The sequence below is a fragment of the Roseburia hominis genome (assembly GCA_040702975.1).
Lineage (GTDB): Bacteria > Bacillota > Clostridia > Lachnospirales > Lachnospiraceae > Allocoprococcus > Allocoprococcus hominis_A.
Genome location: CP159990.1, coordinates 3,466,377 through 3,488,952, shown reverse-complemented (window position 1 = coordinate 3,488,952; position 22,576 = coordinate 3,466,377). Strand labels below are relative to the sequence as shown.

Below are 22,576 nucleotides of genomic sequence, written 5' to 3'. Positions count from 1 at the left end.
ATACCAACACATACACGCTAGTATGTGTAGCCGACTCTCATTCCCATGAGAGGAAGCGTTTGGTTATGCTAGAAAGAGCGCAGGGTGGATGCCTTGGCACTAAGAGCCGATGAAAGACGTGATAAGCTGCGAAAAGCTTCGGGGAGGAGCAAATATCCGACGATCCGGAGATATCTGAATGGGGAAACCCACTGGAGCAGACCTCCAGTATCCATACGCCAATCCATAACGTATGGAGGGGAACCCGGTGAACTGAAACATCTAAGTAGCCGGAGGAAGAGAAAGAAACATCGATTTCCAAAGTAGCGGCGAGCGAAATGGAAAGAGCCCAAACCGTGGTGCGTGCACCACGGGGTTCGGACCGCATAAATGATCTGGTGAGTTTAGCAGAATGGTTTTGGGAAAGCCAGCCAAAGAGGGTGAAAGCCCCGTAAGCGAAAGATGAACCAGCATGGCGGTATCCAGAGTACTACGAGACACGTGAAACCTTGTAGGAATACGCGGGGACCACCCCGTAAGGCTAAATACTCCTTAGTGACCGATAGCGCATAGTACTGTGAAGGAAAGGTGAAAAGGACCCCGGGAGGGGAGTGAAAGAGAACCTGAAACCCTGTGTTTACAAGCTGTGGAACATCTATATATGATGAACCGCGTACTTTTTGTAGAACGGTCCGGCGAGTTACGCTGGCTGGCGAGGTTAAGCACTCAAGGTGTGGAGCCGAAGGGAAACCAAGTCTTAAGAGGGCGTGAAGTCAGTCGGAGTAGACCCGAAACCGGGTGATCTATCCATGTCCAGGATGAAGTTGCCGTAAAAGGCAATGGAGGTCCGAACCCACATCCGTTGAAAAGGGTGGGGATGAGGTGTGGATAGGGGAGAAATTCCAATCGAACCCGGAGATAGCTGGTTCTCCTCGAAATAGCTTTAGGGCTAGCCTCATGAGAGTCTTTTGGAGGTAGAGCACTGAATTCCCGCGGGGGCGTCAAAGCTTACCAAAGGATATCAAACTCCGAATGCCAGTAAGATGATTCATGGGAGTCAGACTGCACGAGATAAGTTGGGCAGTCAAAAGGGAAAGAGCCCAGACCTGCAGCTAAGGTCCCAAAATGTGTGTTAAGTGGAAAAGGATGTGGGATTTCAAAGACAACCAGGATGTTGGCTTAGAAGCAGCCATACATTAAAAGAGTGCGTAATAGCTCACTGGTCGAGAGGTCCTGCGCCGAAAATGTCCGGGGCTGAAACACACTACCGAAGCTCAGGAATCTACAAAGTAGATTGGTAGAGGAGCATTCTTAGAGAGACGAAGCAGTACCGGAAGGAGCTGTGGATCTTTAAGAAGAGAGAATGCCGGAATGAGTAGCGAGAGGAAGGTGGGAATCCTTCCGGCCGAATACCCAAGGTTTCCAGAGTAAAGCTGATCTGCTCTGGGTAAGTCGGGACCTAAGGCGAGGTCGGGAGACGTAGCCGATGGACAACAGGTTGAGATTCCTGTACTGCAGTATGACAGAACTGTGGGGACGCAGAGGGAGAGCACTACCGGGAATGGAATCCCGGGGCAAGCGAGGTAGGAGCGTGGCTGGCAAATCCGCCATGCAATCCGAAGACGTTAAGCGTACCGAACTATAAGTAGGGAAGTGTGTGAGCCAGCTGCCAAGAAAAGCCGCTATCGTTCATACTGCACCCGTACCGTAAACCGACACAGGTAGGTGAGGAGAGAATCCTAAGGCCGACGGGAGAAGCATTGTTAAGGAACTCGGCAAAATGACTCCGTAACTTCGGGAGAAGGAGTGCCTGGCGACAGGCCGCAGAGAATTGGCCCAAGCAACTGTTTAGCAAAAACACAGGTCTATGCAAAACCGTAAGGTGAAGTATATGGGCTGACGCCTGCCCGGTGCTGGAAGGTTAAGGGGAGAGGTTAGTCGAAAGGCGAAGCTTTGAACTTAAGCCCCAGTAAACGGCGGCCGTAACTATAACGGTCCTAAGGTAGCGAAATTCCTTGTCGGGTAAGTTCCGACCCGCACGAAAGGCGTAATGATTTGGGCACTGTCTCAACAATGCACCCGGTGAAATTGAAGTACCAGTGAAGATGCTGGTTACCTGCGCCAGGACGGAAAGACCCCATGGAGCTTTACTCCAGCTTGATACTGGGATTCGATATTGTATGTACAGGATAGGTGGGAGGCCGTGAAGTGGTGACGCCAGTTGCCATGGAGCCGCTGTTGGGATACCACCCTTGCAGTATTGGATTTCTAACCAGCAGCCGTGATCCGGCTGGGGGACAATGTCAGGTGGGGAGTTTGACTGGGGCGGTCGCCTCCGAAAGGGTATCGGAGGCGCTCAAAGGTTCCCTCAGAATGGTTGGAAACCATTCGAAGAGTGCAAAGGCAGAAGGGAGCTTGACTGCGACACCGACGGGTGGAGCAGGTACGAAAGTAGGACTTAGTGATCCGGTGGTATAAAGTGGGATTGCCATCGCTCAACGGATAAAAGCTACCCTGGGGATAACAGGCTTATCACTCCCAAGAGTTCACATCGACGGAGTGGTTTGGCACCTCGATGTCGGCTCATCGCATCCTGGGGCTGAAGTAGGTCCCAAGGGTTGGGCTGTTCGCCCATTAAAGCGGTACGCGAGCTGGGTTCAGAACGTCGTGAGACAGTTCGGTCCCTATCCGGCGTGGGCGTAGGATATTTGAGAGGAGCTGGCCTTAGTACGAGAGGACCGGGCTGGACTGACCGCTGGTGTATCTGTTGTCTTGCCAAAGGCATGGCAGAGTAGCCAAGTCAGGAAGGGATAAACGCTGAAGGCATCTAAGCGTGAAGCCCCCCTCAAGATGAGATATCCCAACGCAAGTTGTAAGACCCCTTGAAGACGACAAGGTAGATAGGACAGAGGTGGAAGTGCAGCAATGTACGGAGCTGACTGTTACTAATCGGTCGAGGGCATAACCAAGAGGTAGGATAGGTAGTAGTGGATGGAAGATGATTCTTTGTATGCTGTTTTGAAGGTACATTAGAATAAAAGCCGCAAATTCTATAGATTGAATTTGTGGTTTTTTGTTTTATAGAAAAGTGGGTCCTATGAAGCAAAATCGCTCTGAGAGGATGTTTTTTACTTTCATTTTTTATTTTCAATCAGATTGTGTTTTGCACAGAAAGGTATTACGGGAGGATAGCAGGATACGATGCGTAAGCGAGCAGCACTATTTTTTGATATAGACGGAACGGTTTTAAGTGACCATACAAAGCAGATTCCGGAAAGCACAAAGTGTGCGCTAAAAGAGGCAAAAGAGTGTGGACATCTGCTTTTTGTAAATACGGGAAGAACGACCTGCAGATTGCCACATGAAATCCTGGAACAGCCTTTTGATGGGTTTCTGTGTGGCTGTGGAATCTATTTGACCTTTCATGAACAGGTGTTTTTTGAAATGCATTTGACGGAGGAGGACAGAAAAGAAATCGTAGCTTTTGTCCGGAAGTGTCGGATCGATGGCGTGTTTGAAGGGACAGACGACGTATATTTCTTTTCCGGAAACTCCCGGTTTGAGCAGATGGAGACCATGAAGGCTCAGATGGCTCTTGTGGGGCTTGGCGTGACAAGCTATGTCGACCAGGTAGTCTGCCCTTATGATAAAATGTTTCTGGTAATGGACGAGCAGAGCGATAAGGACAGGTTTCTTCGTGAAATTTCCCGGAAAATGCAGGTGATTGACCGTGGGTGCGGTACTTATGAATGTGTGCCTGCGGGGTATTCCAAGGCTACGGCAATCGAGGCGGTCCTGAAAAAATTCGGACTGGATAAAGAGCAGGCTTATGTATTTGGAGACAGCTCTAATGATCTACCTATGTTTCAGTATGCGGTGCATACGGTCGCGATGGGGGAGCATAGTCCGGTTCTGGAGCCCTACACGGAATTTATTACGAAAACGGTGGAAGAGGATGGAATCGAATATGCTTTGAGGCATTATTCGATTGTACCATGATTCTTGAGTAGAGAAGAAGAGTGCCCCACGACCAATAAGGTTTGTGGGGCATTGTAATATTTTGGTCAGGATAGATCAGACAGTGCGCCAAATTTGTAGCCCATTTCCTCCCATTTTGTGAGTAATTCGTCGAGGATTGCGGCATTAGTAGAAGAGGTGCTGTGAAGAAGTACGATCGCGCCCGGATGAATGCGGCCCAGTAATTTCTCAAAGGCTTCCTCTTTGGAAGGCTGGTTATCCTGGTACCAATCTACATAGGCGAGACTCCAGAAGAATGTTTTATATCCCAGTTCCTGAGCCATTTTCAAATTATTTTCATCATATTTTCCCTGAGGCGGACGGTAATATTTGGTCATGGACTGCCCGGTGATCTCTTTGAATTTATCCTCCACAGTAACGACCTCTTCTGAAAAAGAATCCAGAGTGGAAATCTGTGACATATCTTTGTGGTGCCAGGTATGGTTCCCCACCGTGTGGCCTTCCTGTAACATCCGTTTTATCAAATCCGCATTATCGTCCAGGTAGGTCCCTACTACGAAGAAGGTAGCCGGGACTTTATGCTTTTTCAGGGCGTCTAAAATCGCAGGCGTATTTCCATTTTCGTAGCCTGCGTCGAATGTAAGATACAGAATTTTTTCATCGGTATCCTCTGCGTAATAGGCATCAAATTGTTTGAGCTCATCAAAGGTGGCATTTCCAATAGGAGCGGCGCCTTCTTCCTGGAAGCTCAGGCCCCAGTTTTCGGTGGATGTTGTGACTGTGGCCGGAAAGAAATGTTCCTTCAGGCGGCCTATGGCATTGCCGGCGAGGAAGCAGATGGCAAAGAGGAAGGCGACGGTGAGAGATTTTTTAAGTTTACCTTTGGGTATCATAGAACACTCCGATAAGTATAGGATTGTAGTTAAATATATGTAATAGAATGTAGAATATGCTGGATTAGTGCGCAAAAACTTTCCCCTATGATATACGGATTACTTCCTATTCCCGTAATCCTATATTTATTAAAATGATAGAAAAATTATTGGCCAAATATATGTACAAGTTCCATCATATCCCCCAGTTTGCGGAGAACTTGGGATATACCCAAGGATTCAAAAAAAGATTGACAAATTCATAAATCAGGCATATACTATAAAAATCAAATGACAAACCGCTGAACAAGAGGAGTAAGCAAGGATATTTACTTCCAGAGAGTTGCCGCATGGTGGAAAGGCAGCAGTAAGAGTTTTTGCTGAATGGACTTGTGAGGGCAGCTTGAAACCGTATATCGGGAGTAGACGCTGACGGGATTCTCGCCCGTTACCAAGGAGAGATGTATGTTAGTACATTTATAGAGTGGTCGAATTTGTTCGGCAAATTGGGTGGTACCGCAGAAGTTTATGAGTTATAGAGCTTTTGTCCCTTATTTAATTATGAGGGACAGGAGCTTTTTTTTGTTGCCCGGCATACCCAAGTGAAAAAGGAGGAAAAAAACAATAATGCATCCGGATTGTGAAGAGATTTTAAGACTAGCACCTGATTACGACATCATACCGGTCTGCCGCGAGATTTATGCAGATGTGATTACGCCGATCACGCTGCTTCGGAAAATCGCAGCCACAAGCAAACGCTATTTTCTGCTGGAAAGTGTGGAAGGCGGAGAAAAGTGGGGAAGGTATTCCTTCCTGGGGTATGATCCGGTCATACGGGTATCCTGCAGTTGCGGGAAGGTGACGATAGAAGAGAATGCCGAGGAGAAGGTCAGCGTTACCGGGAAACCGATGGAAGTGATCCGTGAGATTATGAAGAGGTATAAAGCGCCGAGACTTGAGGGACTTCCGCCGTTTGCCGGAGGATTTGCCGGATATTTTTCCTATGCCATGATTGGGTATGCGGAGCCGGTCCTGAACATAAAAAAGGGAACATTCAATGATTATGATTTGATGATGTTCGATAAAATCATTGCCTACGATCACCTGAAACAGAAGATCAGTATTATTGTAAATATGAAAACAGATAAGGTCATGGAGAATTACGGCAGGGCCATGGCGCAGATTCAGGAAATCGTGGGAATGATCCGCAGCAGGGAGGTCCCGGAGATTCCCGTGTCCGACAGCAAGATTAAATTTACCTGTAATGTCAGCAAGGAAGAGTATTGCAAACTGGTGGAACGGACAAAGGAGTATATCGTGGACGGAGACATTTTCCAGGCGGTTATTTCCAGACAGTTCACAAGTCCCTATGAGGGAAGCCTGATTCACCCTTACCGGGTACTCAGAACGACGAATCCGTCGCCCTATATGGTGTATTTCCATATTGACGACGAGGAAATCATGAGCACCTCGCCGGAAACCCTGGTGCGGCTGCAAAATGGCAGGCTGACGACATTTCCTGTGGCAGGCTCAAGGCCAAGGGGAAGGAACGATGAGGAAGATAAGCGCCTGGAGAGGGAACTTTTGGCAGATGAGAAGGAGCTTTCCGAACACAATATGCTGGTGGATCTGGGAAGAAACGACCTGGGAAGGGTCTGCGAATTTAATTCGGTGGAGGTGACGGAGTATATGATGATCCATCGCTATTCCAAGATCATGCATATTTGCTCGCAGGTAGAGGGAAATATCCGGAAGGACCAAGACGCCCTGCATGCCATGGAAGCGGTCCTGCCCGCCGGAACACTTTCCGGGGCGCCGAAGATTCGGGCGTGTGAGATCATAGAGAAAATGGAAAGCGAAGAGAGAGGCATTTACGGAGGTGCTTTGGGATATCTGGATTTTACGGGAAATATGGATACCTGTATTGCGATTCGAATGGCGGTCAAGAAGAACGGAAAGGTCTATGTGCAGGCCGGAGGCGGCATTGTGGCGGATAGCATTCCGGAAATGGAGTACGAAGAATCGGCAAATAAGGCGGCGGCTGTCATGAATGCGATCCGCTCGGCAAAGGAGGTGCTGGAATAATGGTGCTTTTGATAGATAATTATGACAGTTTTTCTTACAATCTGGTACAGCTTGCGGGCAGTATCCGTCAGGATATCCAGGTGGTGAGAAATGATGCGGTCACTGTAGAAGAGGTTTTCAAAATGAACCCAAGCCACATAATACTGTCGCCGGGGCCGGGATACCCGAAGGACGCGGGGGTCTGTGAAGCGGTGGTAAAAGGGATTGGCGGGAAGATTCCTATTCTGGGTGTCTGTCTGGGACATCAGGCGATTTGTGAGGCATTCGGAGGGAGAATCATCCATGCGAAGGAACTGATGCACGGAAAGAAAAGCCGGATATCCATTGATACGGCGTGCCCGGTCTTTAGGAATATGGAGCCGGAAATAGACGCGGCCCGGTATCATTCTCTGGTGGCAGAAGAAGGAACGATACCGGAGGTGCTCCAGGTGACGGCCCGCTCAAAGGACGGGGAGGTGATGGCAGTCCGGCATAAGAATTATGAGATCTATGGACTTCAATTTCACCCCGAATCCATTTTGACACCGGACGGAAGAAAAATACTTGGGAATTTCCTCTCGCTGTAAAGTAGTGAGTGAACAACATACACGAGGCAATAAACCGGGAATACCGGAGAAAATATATTTTACAATACAACAGGAGGTAACAGACATGATTAGAGAAGCAATTGCAAAACTGGCGAAAAAAGAGGATTTGACATACGACGAGGCGAGGGGTGTCATGGAAGAAATGATGGACGGCACCGCGACGCAGGCGCAGATGGGAGGTTTCCTGATGGCGCTCAGTATGCAGGGAGAGACCATAGATGAGATTACGGCATTTGCCACAGTCATGAGGGAAAAGGGCATAAAGATCCAGCCGCAAAGAGAAGTGATCGACATCGTAGGGACGGGCGGTGACCAGGTGGGTACCTTTAATATTTCCACGACATCCGCGTTTGTGGTGGCAGCAGGAGGGGTGCCGGTGGCAAAGCATGGAAACCGCAGCGTGTCGAGCAGAAGCGGTGCGGCAGATGTGCTTGAAAAGCTGGGAATCAAGGTGGCGCTTTCGGCAGAGCAAAATGAAAAGGTATTGAATGATACGGGAATCTGTTTTATGTTTGCTCCGGTATATCATTCTTCCATGAAATATGCGGCTCCGGTGAGAAAAGAGCTTGGAGTACGCACCGTATTCAATATTCTGGGGCCCCTTTCCAATCCGGCAGCGGCTACGATGCAGCTCCTGGGCGTGTACGATAAGAAGCTGGCTGAGCCTCTGGCGCGCGTGCTGGCCAATCTGGGAGTGACCCGCGGTGTGGCAGTGTGCGGGGAGGACGGACTTGACGAGATCACACTGACGGGAGAGACGCAGGTGCATGAGATCCGGTTCGGCGAGATTACCTCTTATACAATCACGCCGGAGCAGTTCGGGCTTGTCAGATGTCCGCTTCAGGATCTGATCGGGGGGACGCCGGAAGAGAATGCGCAGATTACCCTGGACATTCTGAATGGAAAAGAAAAGGGCGCGAAACGTGACGTGGTGCTCTTAAACGCCGGTATGAGCCTGTATCTGGGAATCGACGGCATTTCCCTGGCCGAAGGAATTGAGATGGCCAAAGAACTGATCGATAGCGGCAAGGCACTTGCAAAATATGAGGAATTTAAGGCGGCGACCCAGGCAGTCGAATAAAGCTTAATGCACCTAAGTGAGGGGCGTTTTAGCGCCGACAAAGTCGCGAGTATATGGAAGGAAAGGGAAAGCGGGCAATCAGTGTGTTTCCCCAAGGTCTGTAAGCTTTTACTTGTTTACAAACTTATTATACGAGGAGAGAATGGTATGATTTTGGATAAAATAGCTGCGGACACGAAGCTTCGTGTGGAGAAGGCAAAACGGAAGGTCCCGTATTCGGAAATGTGCAGGCGGGCATTAGAATTAGAGGGAGATACCGGATTCCCCTTTGAAAAGAAATTAAGGGAAGAGGGGATTCATTATATCTGCGAAGTGAAAAAGGCTTCCCCTTCCAAGGGGATCATCGCAGAAGAGTTCCCTTATCTGGAAATTGCGAAGGAGTACGAGATGGCGGGAGCGGCGGCGATTTCCTGCCTGACGGAGCCGAAACACTTTCAGGGAAAGAACGAATATCTGAAAGAGATTGCAGAAAATGTAAATATTCCGGTTCTGAGAAAAGATTTTGTGATAGACGAGTATATGATTTATGAGGCGAAGGTCCTCGGCGCAAAGGTGGTGCTCCTGATCTGCGCACTTTTGGATACGGAGACGGTGAAGCGGTATCTTCGCATTTGCGACCGGCTGGGGCTGTCCGCGCTGGTGGAGGTCCACGATGAGGCCCAAATGCAGTCCGCAATCCGGGCGGGAGCGAGGATCATCGGTGTAAATAACCGGAATCTTAAGGATTTTACCGTGGATATCGAAAATAGTATTCGCCTGCGCAGCCTGGCTCCTGAGACAGTTCTGTTTGTTGCGGAAAGCGGGATTAAAACGGCGGCAGACATCGAAAGATTGCGTAAGGCCCGGGTAAATGGAGTGCTGATCGGAGAGACACTGATGAGAAGCGCTGACAAAAAAGCAATGCTCGAAGAATTGAATGGCGGCGAGCTTTTCTGTTCCTAATATGGCGGGAAAAAATCATAGATATCAAGACCTTAAGGAGTATCAGGAAAGTTGGAGACAAAGAGTTTGGAGACGAAGATCAAAATATGCGGGTTAAAACGCAGCGAGGACGTACAGATGGCAAACCGGCTGAAGCCGGATTATATAGGGTTCGTATTTGCGCACACCCGGCGGCATGTAGACGAGGAGAGAGCGTCTGCTCTGCGAAAGGAATTGTCCACGGAAATCCCGGCAGTAGGCGTGTTTGTCCAGGAAGATATCGGGATAATCAGTAGGCTGTGCGAAAGCGGAACGATCCAGATGATACAGCTCCACGGGGAGGAAGACGCGGCGTATATCCGGCGTGTCCGTGAGGCGGTGCCTGAAGTTCCCATTATCCGGGCGGTCCGGGTCAGGAGCCGGGAGCAGATTCTGGAGGCGGAGCATTTAGACGCAGATTATCTTCTTCTGGATACCTATGTAAAAGGAACGTACGGTGGGAGCGGACAGGAATTTGACAAGAGCCTTATTCCCAAGCTTACAAAACCGTATTTTCTTGCGGGCGGGCTGACGGGGGAAAATGTCTGCGGCCACGTAAAGGCCTGCCGTCCCTACGCAGTGGACGTAAGCAGTGCGGTGGAGACGGACGGAGTAAAAGATGAAATTAAAATGAAAGAGTTTATAGAAAGGGTCAGGAATTATGGGAAGTAAAGGTAGATTTGGCAGATATGGAGGGCAGTTCGTGCCGGAAACGCTGATGAACGCGGTAAATGAGCTGGAGGAAGCATACGAGAAGTATAAAAACGATCCGGAATTTAACAGGGAGCTTGACGAACTTTTGCGAAATTATGCAGGGCGTCCCTCCCTTCTTTATGAGGCAAAAAAGATGTCAAAGGATCTGGGAGGCGCAAAGATTTATCTGAAGCGGGAGGATCTGAACCACACCGGCTCCCATAAGATCAACAATGTATTGGGTCAGGTGCTCCTGGCAAAGAAAATGGGGAAGACCCGCGTGATTGCGGAAACAGGAGCAGGGCAGCATGGAGTGGCGACCGCCACGGCGGCAGCTCTCATGGATATGGAATGTGAGATTTACATGGGAAAAGAAGATACCGAGCGCCAGGCTTTGAATGTATTTCGAATGGAGCTTTTAGGGGCAAAGGTGCACCCGGTCACTACAGGCACCATGACACTGAAAGACGCTGTAAATGAGACGATGCGGGAGTGGGCAAGCCGAATGGACGATACTCTCTACGTGCTGGGCTCTGTGATGGGGCCGCATCCATTTCCCACAATTGTCCGTGATTTTCAGAAAATCATCGGAAAAGAGATCAAAGAACAGCTATTGGAAAAAGAAGGAAGACTTCCGGACGCCGTGATCGCCTGTGTGGGCGGCGGAAGCAATGCGATGGGAGCATTTTATGAATTCATTCCACACAAGGAGGTGCAGCTCATCGGCTGCGAGGCGGCAGGCCTGGGTGTGGATACGGAAAAACATGCGGCGACCATCGCCAGAGGGACGGAAGGTATTTTCCACGGAATGAAATCCTTGTTCTGCCAGAATGAGGACGGACAGATCGCACCGGTATATTCGATTTCGGCAGGGCTTGATTATCCGGGAATTGGACCGGAACACGCCATGCTGGCGGCCCAGGACCGGGCGAAATACGTTCCAATTACGGACAGCGAGGCGGTAGAAGCATTTGAGTATTTGTCGCGGACAGAAGGAATCATTCCGGCGGTGGAGAGCTCTCATGCGGTGGCTTACGCGATGAAGCTGGCGCCGACCATGTCAAAGAATCAGATTATCGTGATTAACATTTCGGGCCGCGGAGATAAAGATGTGGCGGCTATTGCAAGATATAGAGGAGTGGAGATTTATGAGTAGGATTAAGGACGCATTTGATAAGAAAAAAGCATTTATTCCATTTATTACGGGAGGAGATCCTTCGCTTGAAGTGACAAAGAGTCTGCTGCTTGCCATGCAGGACGCGGGGGCGGATTTAATAGAGGTAGGGATTCCATTTTCCGATCCGATTGCAGAAGGGCCGGTGATCCAGGAGGCCGATGAGAGAGCGCTTACCGGGGGCTGTACGACAGATAAACTGTTTGACGCTATGAAGGAAATTAAAGAGGAGATGCAAATTCCCAGGGTATTCATGACTTATATCAATGCCATTTATACCTATGGAGTGGAGCGGTTCATGAAGCGCTGTGTGGAGTGCGGAATGTGCGGCGTGATCGTGCCGGATATGCCCTATGAAGAAAAAGAGGAGCTTGCGGGAATGTGCAGGAAGTACGGTGTAGAACTGGTATCCCTCATCGCGCCGACCTCTCATGAGAGAATCGCGATGATCGCAAAAGAGGCGGAAGGATTTTTGTACTGCGTATCCTCCCTTGGGGTGACCGGCGTGCGCAGTAAGATCACGACGGATATCGGGAAAATGATCGGGCAGGTGAGAAAGGTGACGGATATCCCCTGTGCTGTAGGATTTGGGATTGCGACTCCTGAGCAGGCGAAAGAAATGGCAGAGATTTCTGACGGGGTGATCGTTGGCTCTGCGATCGTGAAGATCATAGCAGAGCACGGGGAAGAGTGCGTTCCGTATGTGGAGGAATATGTGCGGGGCATGAAAGAAGCGATACTCTCCATTTCAGGGTAGTGCGTTATGGAGAAGGGGTGCGAAGAGCGGAATAAACCGTAATGTTTTGCGGAAGAATAGGACTTTCCCGGCAGAATTAAATTGCGCAATCGAAAGAGTTGTGCTATGATTATCAGAAATGAAAGAAGAGACTACAAATAGAAGGGTGAAGGTTATGAATCTACTTTACAAAAGTACAAGAAATTCTGACATGACAGTGACAGCATCTCAGGCAATTCTGAAAGGACTTGCGGACGACGGAGGATTATTTGTTCCGGTCAGCATTCCGAAGCTGCCTGTTTCTCTTAATGAGTTAAAGGATATGAGTTACCAGGAGACTGCCTATACGGTGATGAAGGAATTCCTCACGGATTTTACGGAGGAGGAATTAAAGAACTGTATCGCGAAGGCTTATGACAGCAAGTTCGACACGGAGGAAATCGCGCCTCTTGCAAAGGTGAACGAGGCGTATTATCTGGAACTCTACCATGGGGCAACGATCGCGTTCAAGGATATGGCCCTCTCCATTTTGCCGCACCTTCTCACCACTTCCGCAAAGAAGAATCAGGTGAAAAATGAAATCGTGATTCTGACGGCGACCTCAGGAGATACCGGAAAAGCAGCGCTTGCAGGCTTTGCAGATGTGGAAGGGACCCGGATCATCGTGTTCTACCCGAAGGGCGGGGTCAGCGAGGTGCAGAAGCTGCAAATGGTGACGCAGAAAGGTGCGAACACATCGGTCGTGGCGATTCACGGAAATTTTGACAATGCGCAAAGCGGCGTAAAAGCAATGTTTGAGAATAAGGAGCTGGCAAAGGAGCTGGACGCAGCCGGTTTCCAGTTCTCTTCCGCGAATTCCATCAATATCGGACGTCTGGTTCCGCAGGTCGTGTATTATGTGTATGCTTACGCGAAGCTGCTGCAAAATGGCGAGATCGCCGAGGGAGAGGAGATCAATGTAGTTGTGCCGACCGGTAACTTTGGCAATATCCTTGCGGCTTATTACGCAAAAAATATGGGGCTTCCGATCGCAAAATTGATCTGTGCTTCCAACGAGAATAAGGTGCTTTACGATTTCTTCCAGACCGGAACCTATGATAGGAACAGAGAGTTTATTTTGACAACTTCGCCGTCTATGGACATTCTGATTTCCAGCAATCTGGAAAGACTGATCTACCGGATCGCGGGGGAGGATTCTGAAAAAAATGCGGAGCTTATGGCGGCTCTTAAGTCTCAGGGCGAGTATGCGATCAGTGAAGAGATGAGAGAAAAGCTGGCAGATTTTGAAGCAGGCTATGCGACGGAAGAGCAGGTAAAGCAGACGATTCATGACGTTTATGTTGCGACAGGGTATGTGATGGATACCCATACGGCGGTGGCGTCTACCGTATATCAGTCGTATCGGAAGGCACAGGGGGACGAGCACAAGACGGTGATCGCATCTACCGCAAGCCCGTACAAATTCGCGCGCAGCGTGATGACCGCGATTGACGCCGGATACGACAAGCTGGAAGAATTTGATCTGATCGATAAGCTGCATGAGGTGTCCGGCATGGAAATTCCGAATGCGATTGAGGAGATCAGAAATGCGAAGATTCTCCATGATCGTGAGTGTGATGTGGACAAGATGGAGGCGTCCGTGAAAGAGATTCTTGGAGTAAAGTAGAAAATAAAAACAGAATGTACCTGATGCAGGCGCCTGTGGGAGTAAGCCACGGAAGCCTGCCGGGATCAGGAGATTTGTAGTTTCAGGATAGATAGTAGCGTGAGGAGATAGAATATGAATGACAGTATGGGCGGATTTTTTGGAATAATTGGACTTGCGTGCGGAATGTATGTTTTATATGCATGGTTCCAGATGAGACGGACAGGAGAAATCAATACGACGATTTTGCTGCCTAAGTCTGAAAATCCGAAAAAGTGTAAGAATAAGGCGGCGTATATTCAGGCGGTGTCACCGAAAATGCTGGCTCTCGGATTGGCAGCAGTTTTTTATGGGGCCGTAGATTTGTGCTGCAGCTATATGAAGATTCCGGTCGGTCTGTTTTGGGCGGCGATCGTGATATTTTTGGCGGTGCTGATCTGGTTTGCGGTATCGATTTCCCGGTTGAATAAGACTTATTTTTAAGTTGCCAAATATACCTGAAATAAGGTATGCGGGCATGATGGTGCAACGGATTTTGACCGTTCGCTTTGATTGTGAAGAAAATAGCAAAAAACAGGTATGCTTTTGACGGAAAGAAGAAATACTAGTATTTATGAATGAAAATGCCGGGGATTCGGGCAATACTTGGTGAATAATTTAACAAAAAATCTCCAATTTAGAATATTTTTATTGATTTTCCAGGGCTAGTATGTATAATATGTTATTGGGAGTACTTTTGATGCTTCCCCGAAAGATATCGTAAGCCCTGCCCTGGCAGGCGGTTATCATATTATACAATCACCCGTTATCGGAGGGGTATGGGGTGATTCGATACATTAGCAACCCTATGGTATTTATTATTTAAGAAAAGAGGTAAGATGCAAGATGGCAGAGATTAATTTAAGCAAGTACGGCATTACCGGAACCACAGAGATCGTATACAATCCTTCTTACGAGATGTTATTTGAAGAAGAGACCAAGGGCGACCTGGAAGGTTTTGAAAAAGGTCAGGTAAGTGAGCTTGGTGCAGTGAACGTAATGACCGGTATTTACACAGGTCGTTCGCCGAAAGACAAATTCATCGTTATGGACGAGAATTCCAAGGACACTGTTTGGTGGACTTCTGATGAGTACAAGAACGACAACCACCCGGCTTCAGAAGAGACCTGGGAAGCTGTTAAGGACATCGCAATAAAAGAACTCTCTGATAAGAGACTTTTCGTAGTAGATGCGTTCTGCGGCGCTAACAAGGACACCCGTATGCCGATCCGTTTCATCATGGAAGTTGCATGGCAGGCTCATTTTATTAAGAACATGTTTATCCAGCCGACAGAGGAAGAACTTGCAGATTTCGAGCCGGAGTTCGTTGTTTACAATGCTTCTAAGGCAAAAGTAGAGAACTATAAAGAACTGGGCCTTAACTCTGAGACAGCAGTAGTGTTCAATATCACAAGCCGCGAGCAGGTCATCATCAACACATGGTACGGCGGAGAGATGAAGAAGGGTATGTTCTCTATGATGAACTACTATCTGCCGCTCAAAGGCATCGCTGCTATGCACTGCTCTGCGAACACAGATATGAACGGCGAGAATACCGCCATCTTCTTCGGACTTTCCGGAACAGGTAAGACCACTCTGTCCACAGACCCGAAACGTCTTCTGATTGGTGATGATGAGCACGGTTGGGACGACAACGGCGTATTTAACTTTGAGGGTGGCTGCTATGCGAAGGTTATCAACCTTGACAAAGAGTCTGAGCCGGATATCTACAATGCGATCAAACGTAACGCTCTTCTTGAGAATGTTACACTTGATGCAGAAGGCAAGATTGATTTCGCTGACAAGAGCGTAACAGAGAATACCCGTGTATCTTACCCGATTGATCATATTGAGAATATTGTACGTCCGGTATCTTCCGCACCGGCAGCTAAGGAAGTCATCTTCCTGTCAGCAGACGCGTTCGGCGTACTTCCGCCGGTATCCGTTCTGACTCCGGAGCAGACACAGTATTATTTCCTGTCAGGATTTACCGCTAAGCTTGCAGGTACAGAGCGTGGTATCACAGAGCCGACACCGACATTCTCCGCTTGCTTCGGACAGGCATTCCTTGAGCTTCACCCGACCAAATATGCCGAGGAGCTTGTGAAGAAGATGGAGATGAGCGGCGCTAAGGCATACCTGGTAAATACCGGCTGGAACGGAACCGGAAAACGTATCTCTATCCGTGACACCCGTGGTATCATCGATGCGATCCTGAACGGAGATATCCTGAACGCACCTACCAAAAAGATTCCGTACTTCAACCTTGAAGTTCCGACCGAGCTTCCGGGCGTAGATCCGAAGATTCTTGATCCTCGCGATACGTATGCAGATGCTGCTGAGTGGGAAGCTAAGGCAAAAGACCTGGCTGGAAGATTTATCAAGAACTTTGCTAAGTATGAGGGCAATGACGCTGGTAAAGCATTAGTACCGGCTGGTCCGCAGTTATAATTAAAACAGATGGCCGTTATGGCTGGTGACGTATAAGAGGAGCTGCTGTATTCATGAATGATAAGTTATGGATACAGCGGCTTTTTTGTTGCCATGCATACCTGAAATAAGGTCCAGTGGACCTTGTTTCGGTTGCCAGGAGTGCTGAGACTGCTTTCAAAAGTTTGATTTCAAAATCATTGAAAAATTATTGTAAATTTAGTGGTAATAATTGTTTTTTTCTAGTGATTTTTTCTGAATATTGTGCTATGATATAAATAATTGTATCAGTCTGTGCTGGTGCAAGTTAAAAATATGTGTTAAGGAGAGAAAGCGTAATGGGTAAGTGGAGAGACGTGCTGAAAAGAGGTCTCGTGATTGCGTTGACGGCGGCGATGATCGGCAGGCCTTAGCAGCGCGACACTGAGAGTTTCAGCATCAGAAAAAGATCCTGAGATCACCCAGGAAGAGGACAAGACAGCTCCGCAGACAGAAGATGACCTGATCGGTATAACTGAAGATGAAGCTTCAGATGATAAAAAAGAACCGGAACAGGAGAAATTTTCTGAAAAGCAGGAAGAGACGAAAACTGCTGATGCCGAGAAGCCGAAGGCCGATGAGACAAAAGAGGCTGATGAAGACCTTCAGGCAAAATTAGCTGCGATCGAGAATGAGTTAGGTGAACTTCGTATGCAGACTCCGGAGAATGATCTTCCGGACAATGACGAATTGTTTGATGCGTATGTGACGAACCTTCTCTATGCGGAGCAGAATGGTGGATTCAGTCTTTTTGCCGATTATGGTAAAGACAGGCTGAAAGGGCCGGAACTTTCACTGTACAATAAGTTGAGAGCGGAAGTTGAGAAGATTGCAAATGGCACAAGAAGCAATACGCAGTTTGATATGTCAGGAATTTGGTTTAAATGGACCTTCAAAGAATTAGGTATTCAAGCTGATTCTACAGAGAATGAAATTGTAAATCGGATCTGGGCGAAATATGCGGAATCCATTAATTCTGTGATGTCGTATACTCTGATGGACTGTCCATATGAAGTGTACTGGTTTGATAAGACAATAGGATGGTTATATGGAATTAATGATTTGAAGAGCGATGGCACTTCTTTTAGCATAGAAGCTGGTTCGCTTTATATGGCTGTTGCAAAAGGATACGAAGATTCTGGAAAGAAGCATTACATATCTGAAGATGGAGACGTCGATATGGCGGTATATGTAGATTCTTCAAAAGTAATCAGCGCGAAAGCAGCCATTAGTAAGGCGAAGAGCATTGTGAAACAATATGCGGATTTGCCGGATTATGAAAAGCTAAAGGCCTACAAAGATGAGATATGCGGTTTGGTAGAATATAATTTTGATGCGGTGGAAGATCCGACTACAGCTTATGGCGATCCGTGGCAGTTGATTTGGGTGTTTGATGGAGACCCTGCAACGGATGTAGTCTGTGAAGGATATTCTAAGGCATTCCAGTACTTGTGTGATCTGTCAGATTTCGAGAATCCGGATACTCGTTGTTATACAGTTACCGGAGAAATGGATGGCGGAGCGCATATGTGGAATATTGTGACGTTAGAGGGAAAAAATTACCTGGTTGATGTCACAAACTGTGATCCACTTTCAGAATATGGTCAGGAATATACAGATATTTTATTCCTGAAAGCACCGATAGCTGGAAGTGTAGAGTATGGATATATACTAGCGTATGGGAATGAAGGTATAGAGTATGTCTACGACCAAGATACCTTTGACTCTTTTGAAAAGACAGTCCTGACACTTGCAGAATCATCCTATGTACCGAAACCTACAGCAGTTGTAAAGTTCCCGCAGACCACTCAGAGCGTAACCTATACAGGAAGCAGCGCGAAGGTATTGGCTCCGACCGTAACAGTCGGCGGAAATGAGATTACCGGAGTGAACATTACATACTATTATAAAGTGAAAGGTTCTTCCGGCGACTATGTCAAGGGACTTCCGGTAAATGCCGGAACCTACATGGTAAAGGCTCACGTAGGAGATACAGACGAATACAGAGGCGCCTATAGCACAAATGAACTGGAACTCACAATCAAGAAGGTTTCTCCAAAACTTACCTTTAATGGATACAAGCAGGATAAAGTCTATGATGGAAAGGCTCTTTCAAATCCGACAGCCGATACGCTTAAGGTAACGGGTGTAGATTTCGATGAAGTAACTTACACATGGCATAAGGATAGTGCGAAAGACGAGGTACTTTCCGGTGCACCGAAGGATGCAGGTACTTATGTGTTAGTAGCTTCTGTAAAAGGAAATGAGAACAGAGAGGCAGCCACTACAGAAAGCGGCCCGATTACGATCAGCAAGCGTCCGGTTACTGTACAGGTAGATCATAAGAGTAAGACCTATGGAGAAAAGGATCCGGCTCTGACTTATGAGATTGTATCCAGCATTTCATTGGCTGAAGGAGAGAAATTAAACGGTGAGCTTTCACGCGAGAAGGGTGAAGACGTGAAAGCCGGCGGTTATGCAATTGGACAGGGTACATTGACTAATGAAAACAATCCGAACTATGCGATTACATTCAGCGCCGATGTACTAACGATTACTCCGGCCGACTATACAGTTACAGTTCAGGCAAAACAGAATGTATTGCAGGGAATTGGAAAATTTATTGAGCCGGTATTTACCGGGGTAAACGGCGAGAAGGTAAAAGGAACGCTTACCTATACTTACAACAGCGAGTCAAAAACTTACGAAGAGATGAAGGAGATTTTGTCTAAGCTCGATAAGGATACAGAGGTGATGGTTTCCTACTCATTCAAGAGCAGTGATTCCAACTATGTGGCTGAAGCTAAAACAGGTGAGATTCAGCTTGCTGTGAAGGATGTAGAATTTGTTGTCGGTACAGAGACAGCAACTTTGGAAAATGCAGTAAGCATTAAGGAGAATCCGGTTTATGGTGATGCATGGAAGGATATCGTAAAGATTAATGCCATTACTGCGAAGGCAGGAGAGGAAAGCGACAGCGATGCAAGTCATTTCACATTGAGTGTAAGTGGAAAACCGAATGCCAGAAAGAACCTGGAATTCAAGGTACTGTATAACGGCACTTTGGCAGGAAAGACTTATAAAGATGTAGAGGTTTGTTCCGGCTTTGTAGATGTAGCTAAGAAAACGGTGACCGTTGCGGCTGGAAGCTACAAAGTCAGCAAAGAATATGACGGTACAACCAAAGCAGGAAAGAGTACCGGTAAGATTTCCGTAAATGGTATTCTTTCAGAAGATGCCGATGTGTCTGTAACAGCCAATCCGGATGCTTACACAAACCCGAATGTGGGCGGACAGAAGACCGTAGAGGTGGAGCTGGCGCTTGAAGGCAATGGAGCAGAGAACTACGTTCTGGAAGCCGATCAGATAGCGGTTCCCTGTGAGATTACGCCAAAGAAGATTAAGCCGGTAGTGGAAATTACAGGCACCTATACTTATACGGGAAAAGAGATCACTCCGGCATTCATCGTAAAAGACGGAGATGTTGAACTGGAGGCTTCTGATTATACAGCAGTAGTTAGTGATAACGTGAACGCTGGTACAGGAAAAGTTGTAGTCACTGCAAAAGATGGCAGCAATTATACCTGGGACGGAGAGGCATCTGCAACCTTTACTATTGCAAAAGCTGAATATAGCGGAGAAAAGGCTGCTGAGACGACGGCAAGATATGGAAATGAAGCAAACTTTAATCTGGCGTCACTGCTTCCGGAAGGCTATAAACTGGAGCTTACAGATGTGACAGATGAGAACCAGATTCTGGACGGTGAACCGTCTGTCGATGGTTCCGTTGTGGCGTATAAGCTGGTGGCTGAAAAAGGTAAGGTAGGACATAAGGCAGTCATTATCGTGAAGGTAATGGAGAGCAAGAACTATAAGCCGTTCGAGCTTACTCTTACAATTACGATGTCTGACAAGCTGGCGCAGAACCTTCATTTTGAATCCGATGTGGTCAGCAAGACGTATGGCGATGAGAGCTTTACGGTAAAAGCATTAGATGTGGCAAAAGGAAGCAAGGTGACTTATGTAAGCAGCGATCCTTCCGTGGCAACTGTAGATCAGACAGGAAAGATTACAATCCTCAAGGCAGGAACGACTGTGATCACAGCTGAGGCTGCTGAGACTGCAGATTATATGGCGGCAAATGCAACCTGCGAGGTAGTGATCAATAAGAAGAATCTGGCATGGGATGTGACTGGATTATATGCGGTAGATAAAGAGGGAGCCATCGAAGATGCGAAAGCAACCCTTTATGGTGAACTGAAGGTTATGGGTATTTTGGAAGCAGATAAAGCGGAAGCAGTTTATACTTGCCCGGCAGAAAAGCTGGTTGGTACCTATGAATCCGTAAAAGCCGGAACACAGAAGGTGAGTCTGGCATGGGCAGATTCCGTAAGTCCGGTAACATTGCAGGGAGCGAAGGCAGAGAACTACAATCTTCCGGGAGAACTTCCGGTGATCAATGGTAAGATCCATGCAGTAGTAACAGACCTTCCGGAGCTTCCGGAATCCAATAAAGACGTGAAGTACAAGGTTGAGGTTGAAGGCGGCATTTCCATTGTACCGGATGCTTTGAAGGCAATCGAGAGTCTGAATACACCGGCTAAGATTGATAAGCAGATGAGATTGGATATCCAGAAGAAGGATGCAAAGATTTCATCTGATAATATCCAGGTTTATGATGTGACTCTGCTGGTAAATATCAATGGTACCGGTTGGAAAAAGGCCGATGTAGATAATTTCCCGGAGGGCGGACTGACAGTTACACTTCCATATCCGGAGGGAACAGGCGAGAAAACACATGATTTCGTGGTAGCACATATGTTTGCTATGGATATGAATGGACATCAGGCAGGAGAGGTGGAATACCCGGCTGTTACAAAGACGGCAGATGGTATCAGCTTCAAGGTAAATGGCCTGTCACCGATTTCTGTTGGCTGGACCAAAGCGGAAACAACAGACCAGAAACCTGAGACGACCACTCCTGATAAGAAGGATAATACTTCCAAAAATCCGCAGACCGGAGATAATGCTCTTACGGGCAGATACCTGATACTGTTGGTATTGAGTCTTGGTGCAATTGTAGTATATGGATTTGCACGGAGAAGAAGAAGGTACTAATTGCCTGCTGATTTTGAACGACATTTTGATTGTCAGGTATATTCAGGTAAAGATCTGAAATGGTCTTTACCTGGCTGATATAAGCGGCAATAGGATAGAAAAGACAGTAATACGGATGAAAGAATCGTATTGCTGTCTTTTTATGTTGCAAAGCATACCTAAGTGAAGATCCAATGGATCTTCATCTCGGTCGCTAAGCATATCTGAGTGAACGCCCGGTGGACTTTCATCTCGGTCGCCAAGTATGCCTGACATCTTGACTGCCAGGAGGTGATTTCTTGAAATGTAAATTTTTTGATTTTAGTAGAGAGAACTTATGTCCTTGTGATATAATAAAAATATCGAGCGAGTATTTTTTAATATGGCAGGCGAGTTAGATGAGACAAATAGAGCTTTTGACAGCGGTGATTTTGGGAATTTGTATATTCTCATTTCTTAGTAGAATTATTTATCGTTTAGTTTTTCATATAGATTTTACGAAGCGTATGCGGTGTCCGGTCTGTGGACAGAAATTGTCGATAACAGATATGATACCCGTGCTTAGTTTTCTGATTCACAGGGGAAAATGTCGGTACTGTAAGGCAAAGATTTCCAGGAAATCCATTTTGATAGAACTTCTGGGAGGCGCTATCGGATTCCTTTGCGTTTTTGTGTTTGGCTGGAGTCTGCGGGCACTGGCAGCGTTCGTATTCTTTGCGGTGCTTACGGTAGTGGCTTTCGTGGACATGGAAACGAAGGAGATACCGAACGGGCTGGTAGTGATAGCAGAGGTGGTTGGAGCGCTTTCAATTCTGTTCTTCCCGGAGATTCCGATTCTTGATCGGGGAATCGGAATTGTATGTGTCAGCGTTCCGATGCTGGCGTTTACCTGTGCAGTGCCGGGGACCTTTGGAGGCGGCGATATCAAATTGATGGCGGCCTGTGGGGTCTTTCTTGGCTGGAAGTATAGTCTGCTCGCGATTGTTCTGGCTCTGGCACTTGCCGGAATTTACTGCGGAATCCTTCTTGTGATAAGGAAGGGAGGCAGGAAGACGCAGATTTCATTCGGAGCGTTTATTTGCCTTGGAATCCTGGTTGCTTTTTTGTGGGGCGAGTGGATACTTAAGTGGTATTTTGGAATATTTGGGCTTTAACGTGCAATTTAAAATGTCATAGTTGTG

General features: G+C 47.4%; 14 protein-coding genes, 1 rRNA gene and 1 other annotated feature. Of the genes, 14 read left to right on the top strand and 1 reads right to left on the bottom strand.

Annotation, left to right across the window (positions count from 1 at the left end):
- Window positions 1-61 precede the first annotated feature (61 nt).
- Window positions 62-2,948: ribosomal RNA gene (locus ABXS75_16080) — 23S ribosomal RNA — on the top strand.
- Window positions 2,949-3,180: 232 nt separating this feature from the next.
- Window positions 3,181-3,978: an HAD family hydrolase gene (locus ABXS75_16075; protein ID XCP84553.1), complete on the top strand. Its 798-nt coding sequence runs from the start codon at window positions 3,181-3,183 to the stop codon at window positions 3,976-3,978.
- 65 nt (window positions 3,979-4,043) lie between these two features.
- Here ABXS75_16075 and ABXS75_16070 read toward each other — a convergent pair whose 3' ends face one another.
- Window positions 4,044-4,850, bottom strand: a complete 807-nt coding sequence (locus ABXS75_16070; protein ID XCP84552.1) for a polysaccharide deacetylase family protein — start codon at window positions 4,848-4,850, stop codon at window positions 4,044-4,046.
- Between the two features lie 272 nt (window positions 4,851-5,122).
- Window positions 5,123-5,384 (top strand) — a binding site (T-box leader).
- Between the two features lie 69 nt (window positions 5,385-5,453).
- Between ABXS75_16070 and trpE the strand changes: the two genes are divergently transcribed.
- The 12 genes from trpE (at window position 5,454) to ABXS75_16010 (ending at window position 22,549) form a co-directional block, all read left to right on the top strand.
- A complete protein-coding gene (gene trpE / locus ABXS75_16065; GenBank protein XCP87179.1) occupies window positions 5,454-6,914 on the top strand; it encodes an anthranilate synthase component I in 1,461 nt (486 codons plus the stop codon).
- Window positions 6,914-7,480 carry an aminodeoxychorismate/anthranilate synthase component II gene (locus ABXS75_16060; GenBank protein ID XCP84551.1) on the top strand — a complete coding sequence of 189 codons (567 nt, stop codon included), beginning with the start codon at window positions 6,914-6,916 and terminating at the stop codon, window positions 7,478-7,480. The genes trpE and ABXS75_16060 overlap by 1 nt, the downstream gene beginning before the upstream one ends.
- Before the next feature lie 85 nt (window positions 7,481-7,565).
- Entirely contained in the window at window positions 7,566-8,582 is a 1,017-nt protein-coding gene (gene trpD / locus ABXS75_16055; GenBank protein XCP84550.1) for an anthranilate phosphoribosyltransferase, read from the top strand.
- A gap of 147 nt (window positions 8,583-8,729) precedes the next feature.
- A complete protein-coding gene (trpC, locus tag ABXS75_16050) occupies window positions 8,730-9,524 on the top strand; it encodes an indole-3-glycerol phosphate synthase TrpC (GenBank protein XCP84549.1) in 795 nt (264 codons plus the stop codon).
- Window positions 9,525-9,590: 66 nt separating this feature from the next.
- Complete coding sequence (locus tag ABXS75_16045) at window positions 9,591-10,214, top strand: phosphoribosylanthranilate isomerase (GenBank protein XCP87178.1); 624 nt, start codon at window positions 9,591-9,593, stop codon at window positions 10,212-10,214.
- Window positions 10,204-11,391 (top strand): tryptophan synthase subunit beta, encoded by a 1,188-nt coding sequence (gene trpB / locus ABXS75_16040; GenBank protein ID XCP84548.1) that lies wholly within the window; start codon window positions 10,204-10,206, stop codon window positions 11,389-11,391. Before ABXS75_16045 ends, trpB begins: the two co-directional genes overlap by 11 nt.
- Complete coding sequence (gene trpA / locus ABXS75_16035; GenBank protein ID XCP84547.1) at window positions 11,384-12,166, top strand: tryptophan synthase subunit alpha; 783 nt, start codon at window positions 11,384-11,386, stop codon at window positions 12,164-12,166. The genes trpB and trpA overlap by 8 nt, the downstream gene beginning before the upstream one ends.
- 154 nt (window positions 12,167-12,320) lie before the next feature.
- A complete protein-coding gene (thrC, locus tag ABXS75_16030) occupies window positions 12,321-13,811 on the top strand; it encodes a threonine synthase (GenBank protein XCP84546.1) in 1,491 nt (496 codons plus the stop codon).
- A 114-nt stretch (window positions 13,812-13,925) separates the two neighbouring features.
- Window positions 13,926-14,273: a hypothetical protein gene (locus ABXS75_16025; GenBank protein XCP84545.1), complete on the top strand. Its 348-nt coding sequence runs from the start codon at window positions 13,926-13,928 to the stop codon at window positions 14,271-14,273.
- 402 nt (window positions 14,274-14,675) lie between these two features.
- On the top strand, window positions 14,676-16,280 hold the full coding sequence (pckA, locus tag ABXS75_16020; GenBank protein XCP84544.1) for a phosphoenolpyruvate carboxykinase (ATP): 1,605 nt from the start codon (window positions 14,676-14,678) through the stop codon (window positions 16,278-16,280).
- Window positions 16,281-16,949: 669 nt separating this feature from the next.
- Window positions 16,950-21,416, top strand: coding sequence for an MBG domain-containing protein (locus ABXS75_16015; protein XCP84543.1), 4,467 nt, complete (start codon window positions 16,950-16,952; stop codon window positions 21,414-21,416).
- 377 nt (window positions 21,417-21,793) lie between these two features.
- Entirely contained in the window at window positions 21,794-22,549 is a 756-nt protein-coding gene (locus tag ABXS75_16010; GenBank protein ID XCP84542.1) for a prepilin peptidase, read from the top strand.
- Window positions 22,550-22,576 lie beyond the last annotated feature (27 nt).

Bases quoted from the DNA above. Each gene is read 5' to 3' on its own strand.
- ABXS75_16075 (XCP84553.1), top strand. From the start codon at position 3,181: ATGCGTAAGCGAGCAGCACTATTTTTTGATATAGACGGAACGGTTTTA.
- ABXS75_16070 (XCP84552.1), bottom strand. From the start codon at position 4,850: ATGATACCCAAAGGTAAACTTAAAAAATCTCTCACCGTCGCCTTCCTC.
- ABXS75_16060 (XCP84551.1), top strand. From the start codon at position 6,914: ATGGTGCTTTTGATAGATAATTATGACAGTTTTTCTTACAATCTGGTA.
- trpD (XCP84550.1), top strand. From the start codon at position 7,566: ATGATTAGAGAAGCAATTGCAAAACTGGCGAAAAAAGAGGATTTGACA.
- trpC (XCP84549.1), top strand. From the start codon at position 8,730: ATGATTTTGGATAAAATAGCTGCGGACACGAAGCTTCGTGTGGAGAAG.
- trpB (XCP84548.1), top strand. From the start codon at position 10,204: ATGGGAAGTAAAGGTAGATTTGGCAGATATGGAGGGCAGTTCGTGCCG.
- trpA (XCP84547.1), top strand. From the start codon at position 11,384: ATGAGTAGGATTAAGGACGCATTTGATAAGAAAAAAGCATTTATTCCA.
- thrC (XCP84546.1), top strand. From the start codon at position 12,321: ATGAATCTACTTTACAAAAGTACAAGAAATTCTGACATGACAGTGACA.
- ABXS75_16025 (XCP84545.1), top strand. From the start codon at position 13,926: ATGAATGACAGTATGGGCGGATTTTTTGGAATAATTGGACTTGCGTGC.
- pckA (XCP84544.1), top strand. From the start codon at position 14,676: ATGGCAGAGATTAATTTAAGCAAGTACGGCATTACCGGAACCACAGAG.
- ABXS75_16015 (XCP84543.1), top strand. From the start codon at position 16,950: ATGCAGACTCCGGAGAATGATCTTCCGGACAATGACGAATTGTTTGAT.
- ABXS75_16010 (XCP84542.1), top strand. From the start codon at position 21,794: ATGAGACAAATAGAGCTTTTGACAGCGGTGATTTTGGGAATTTGTATA.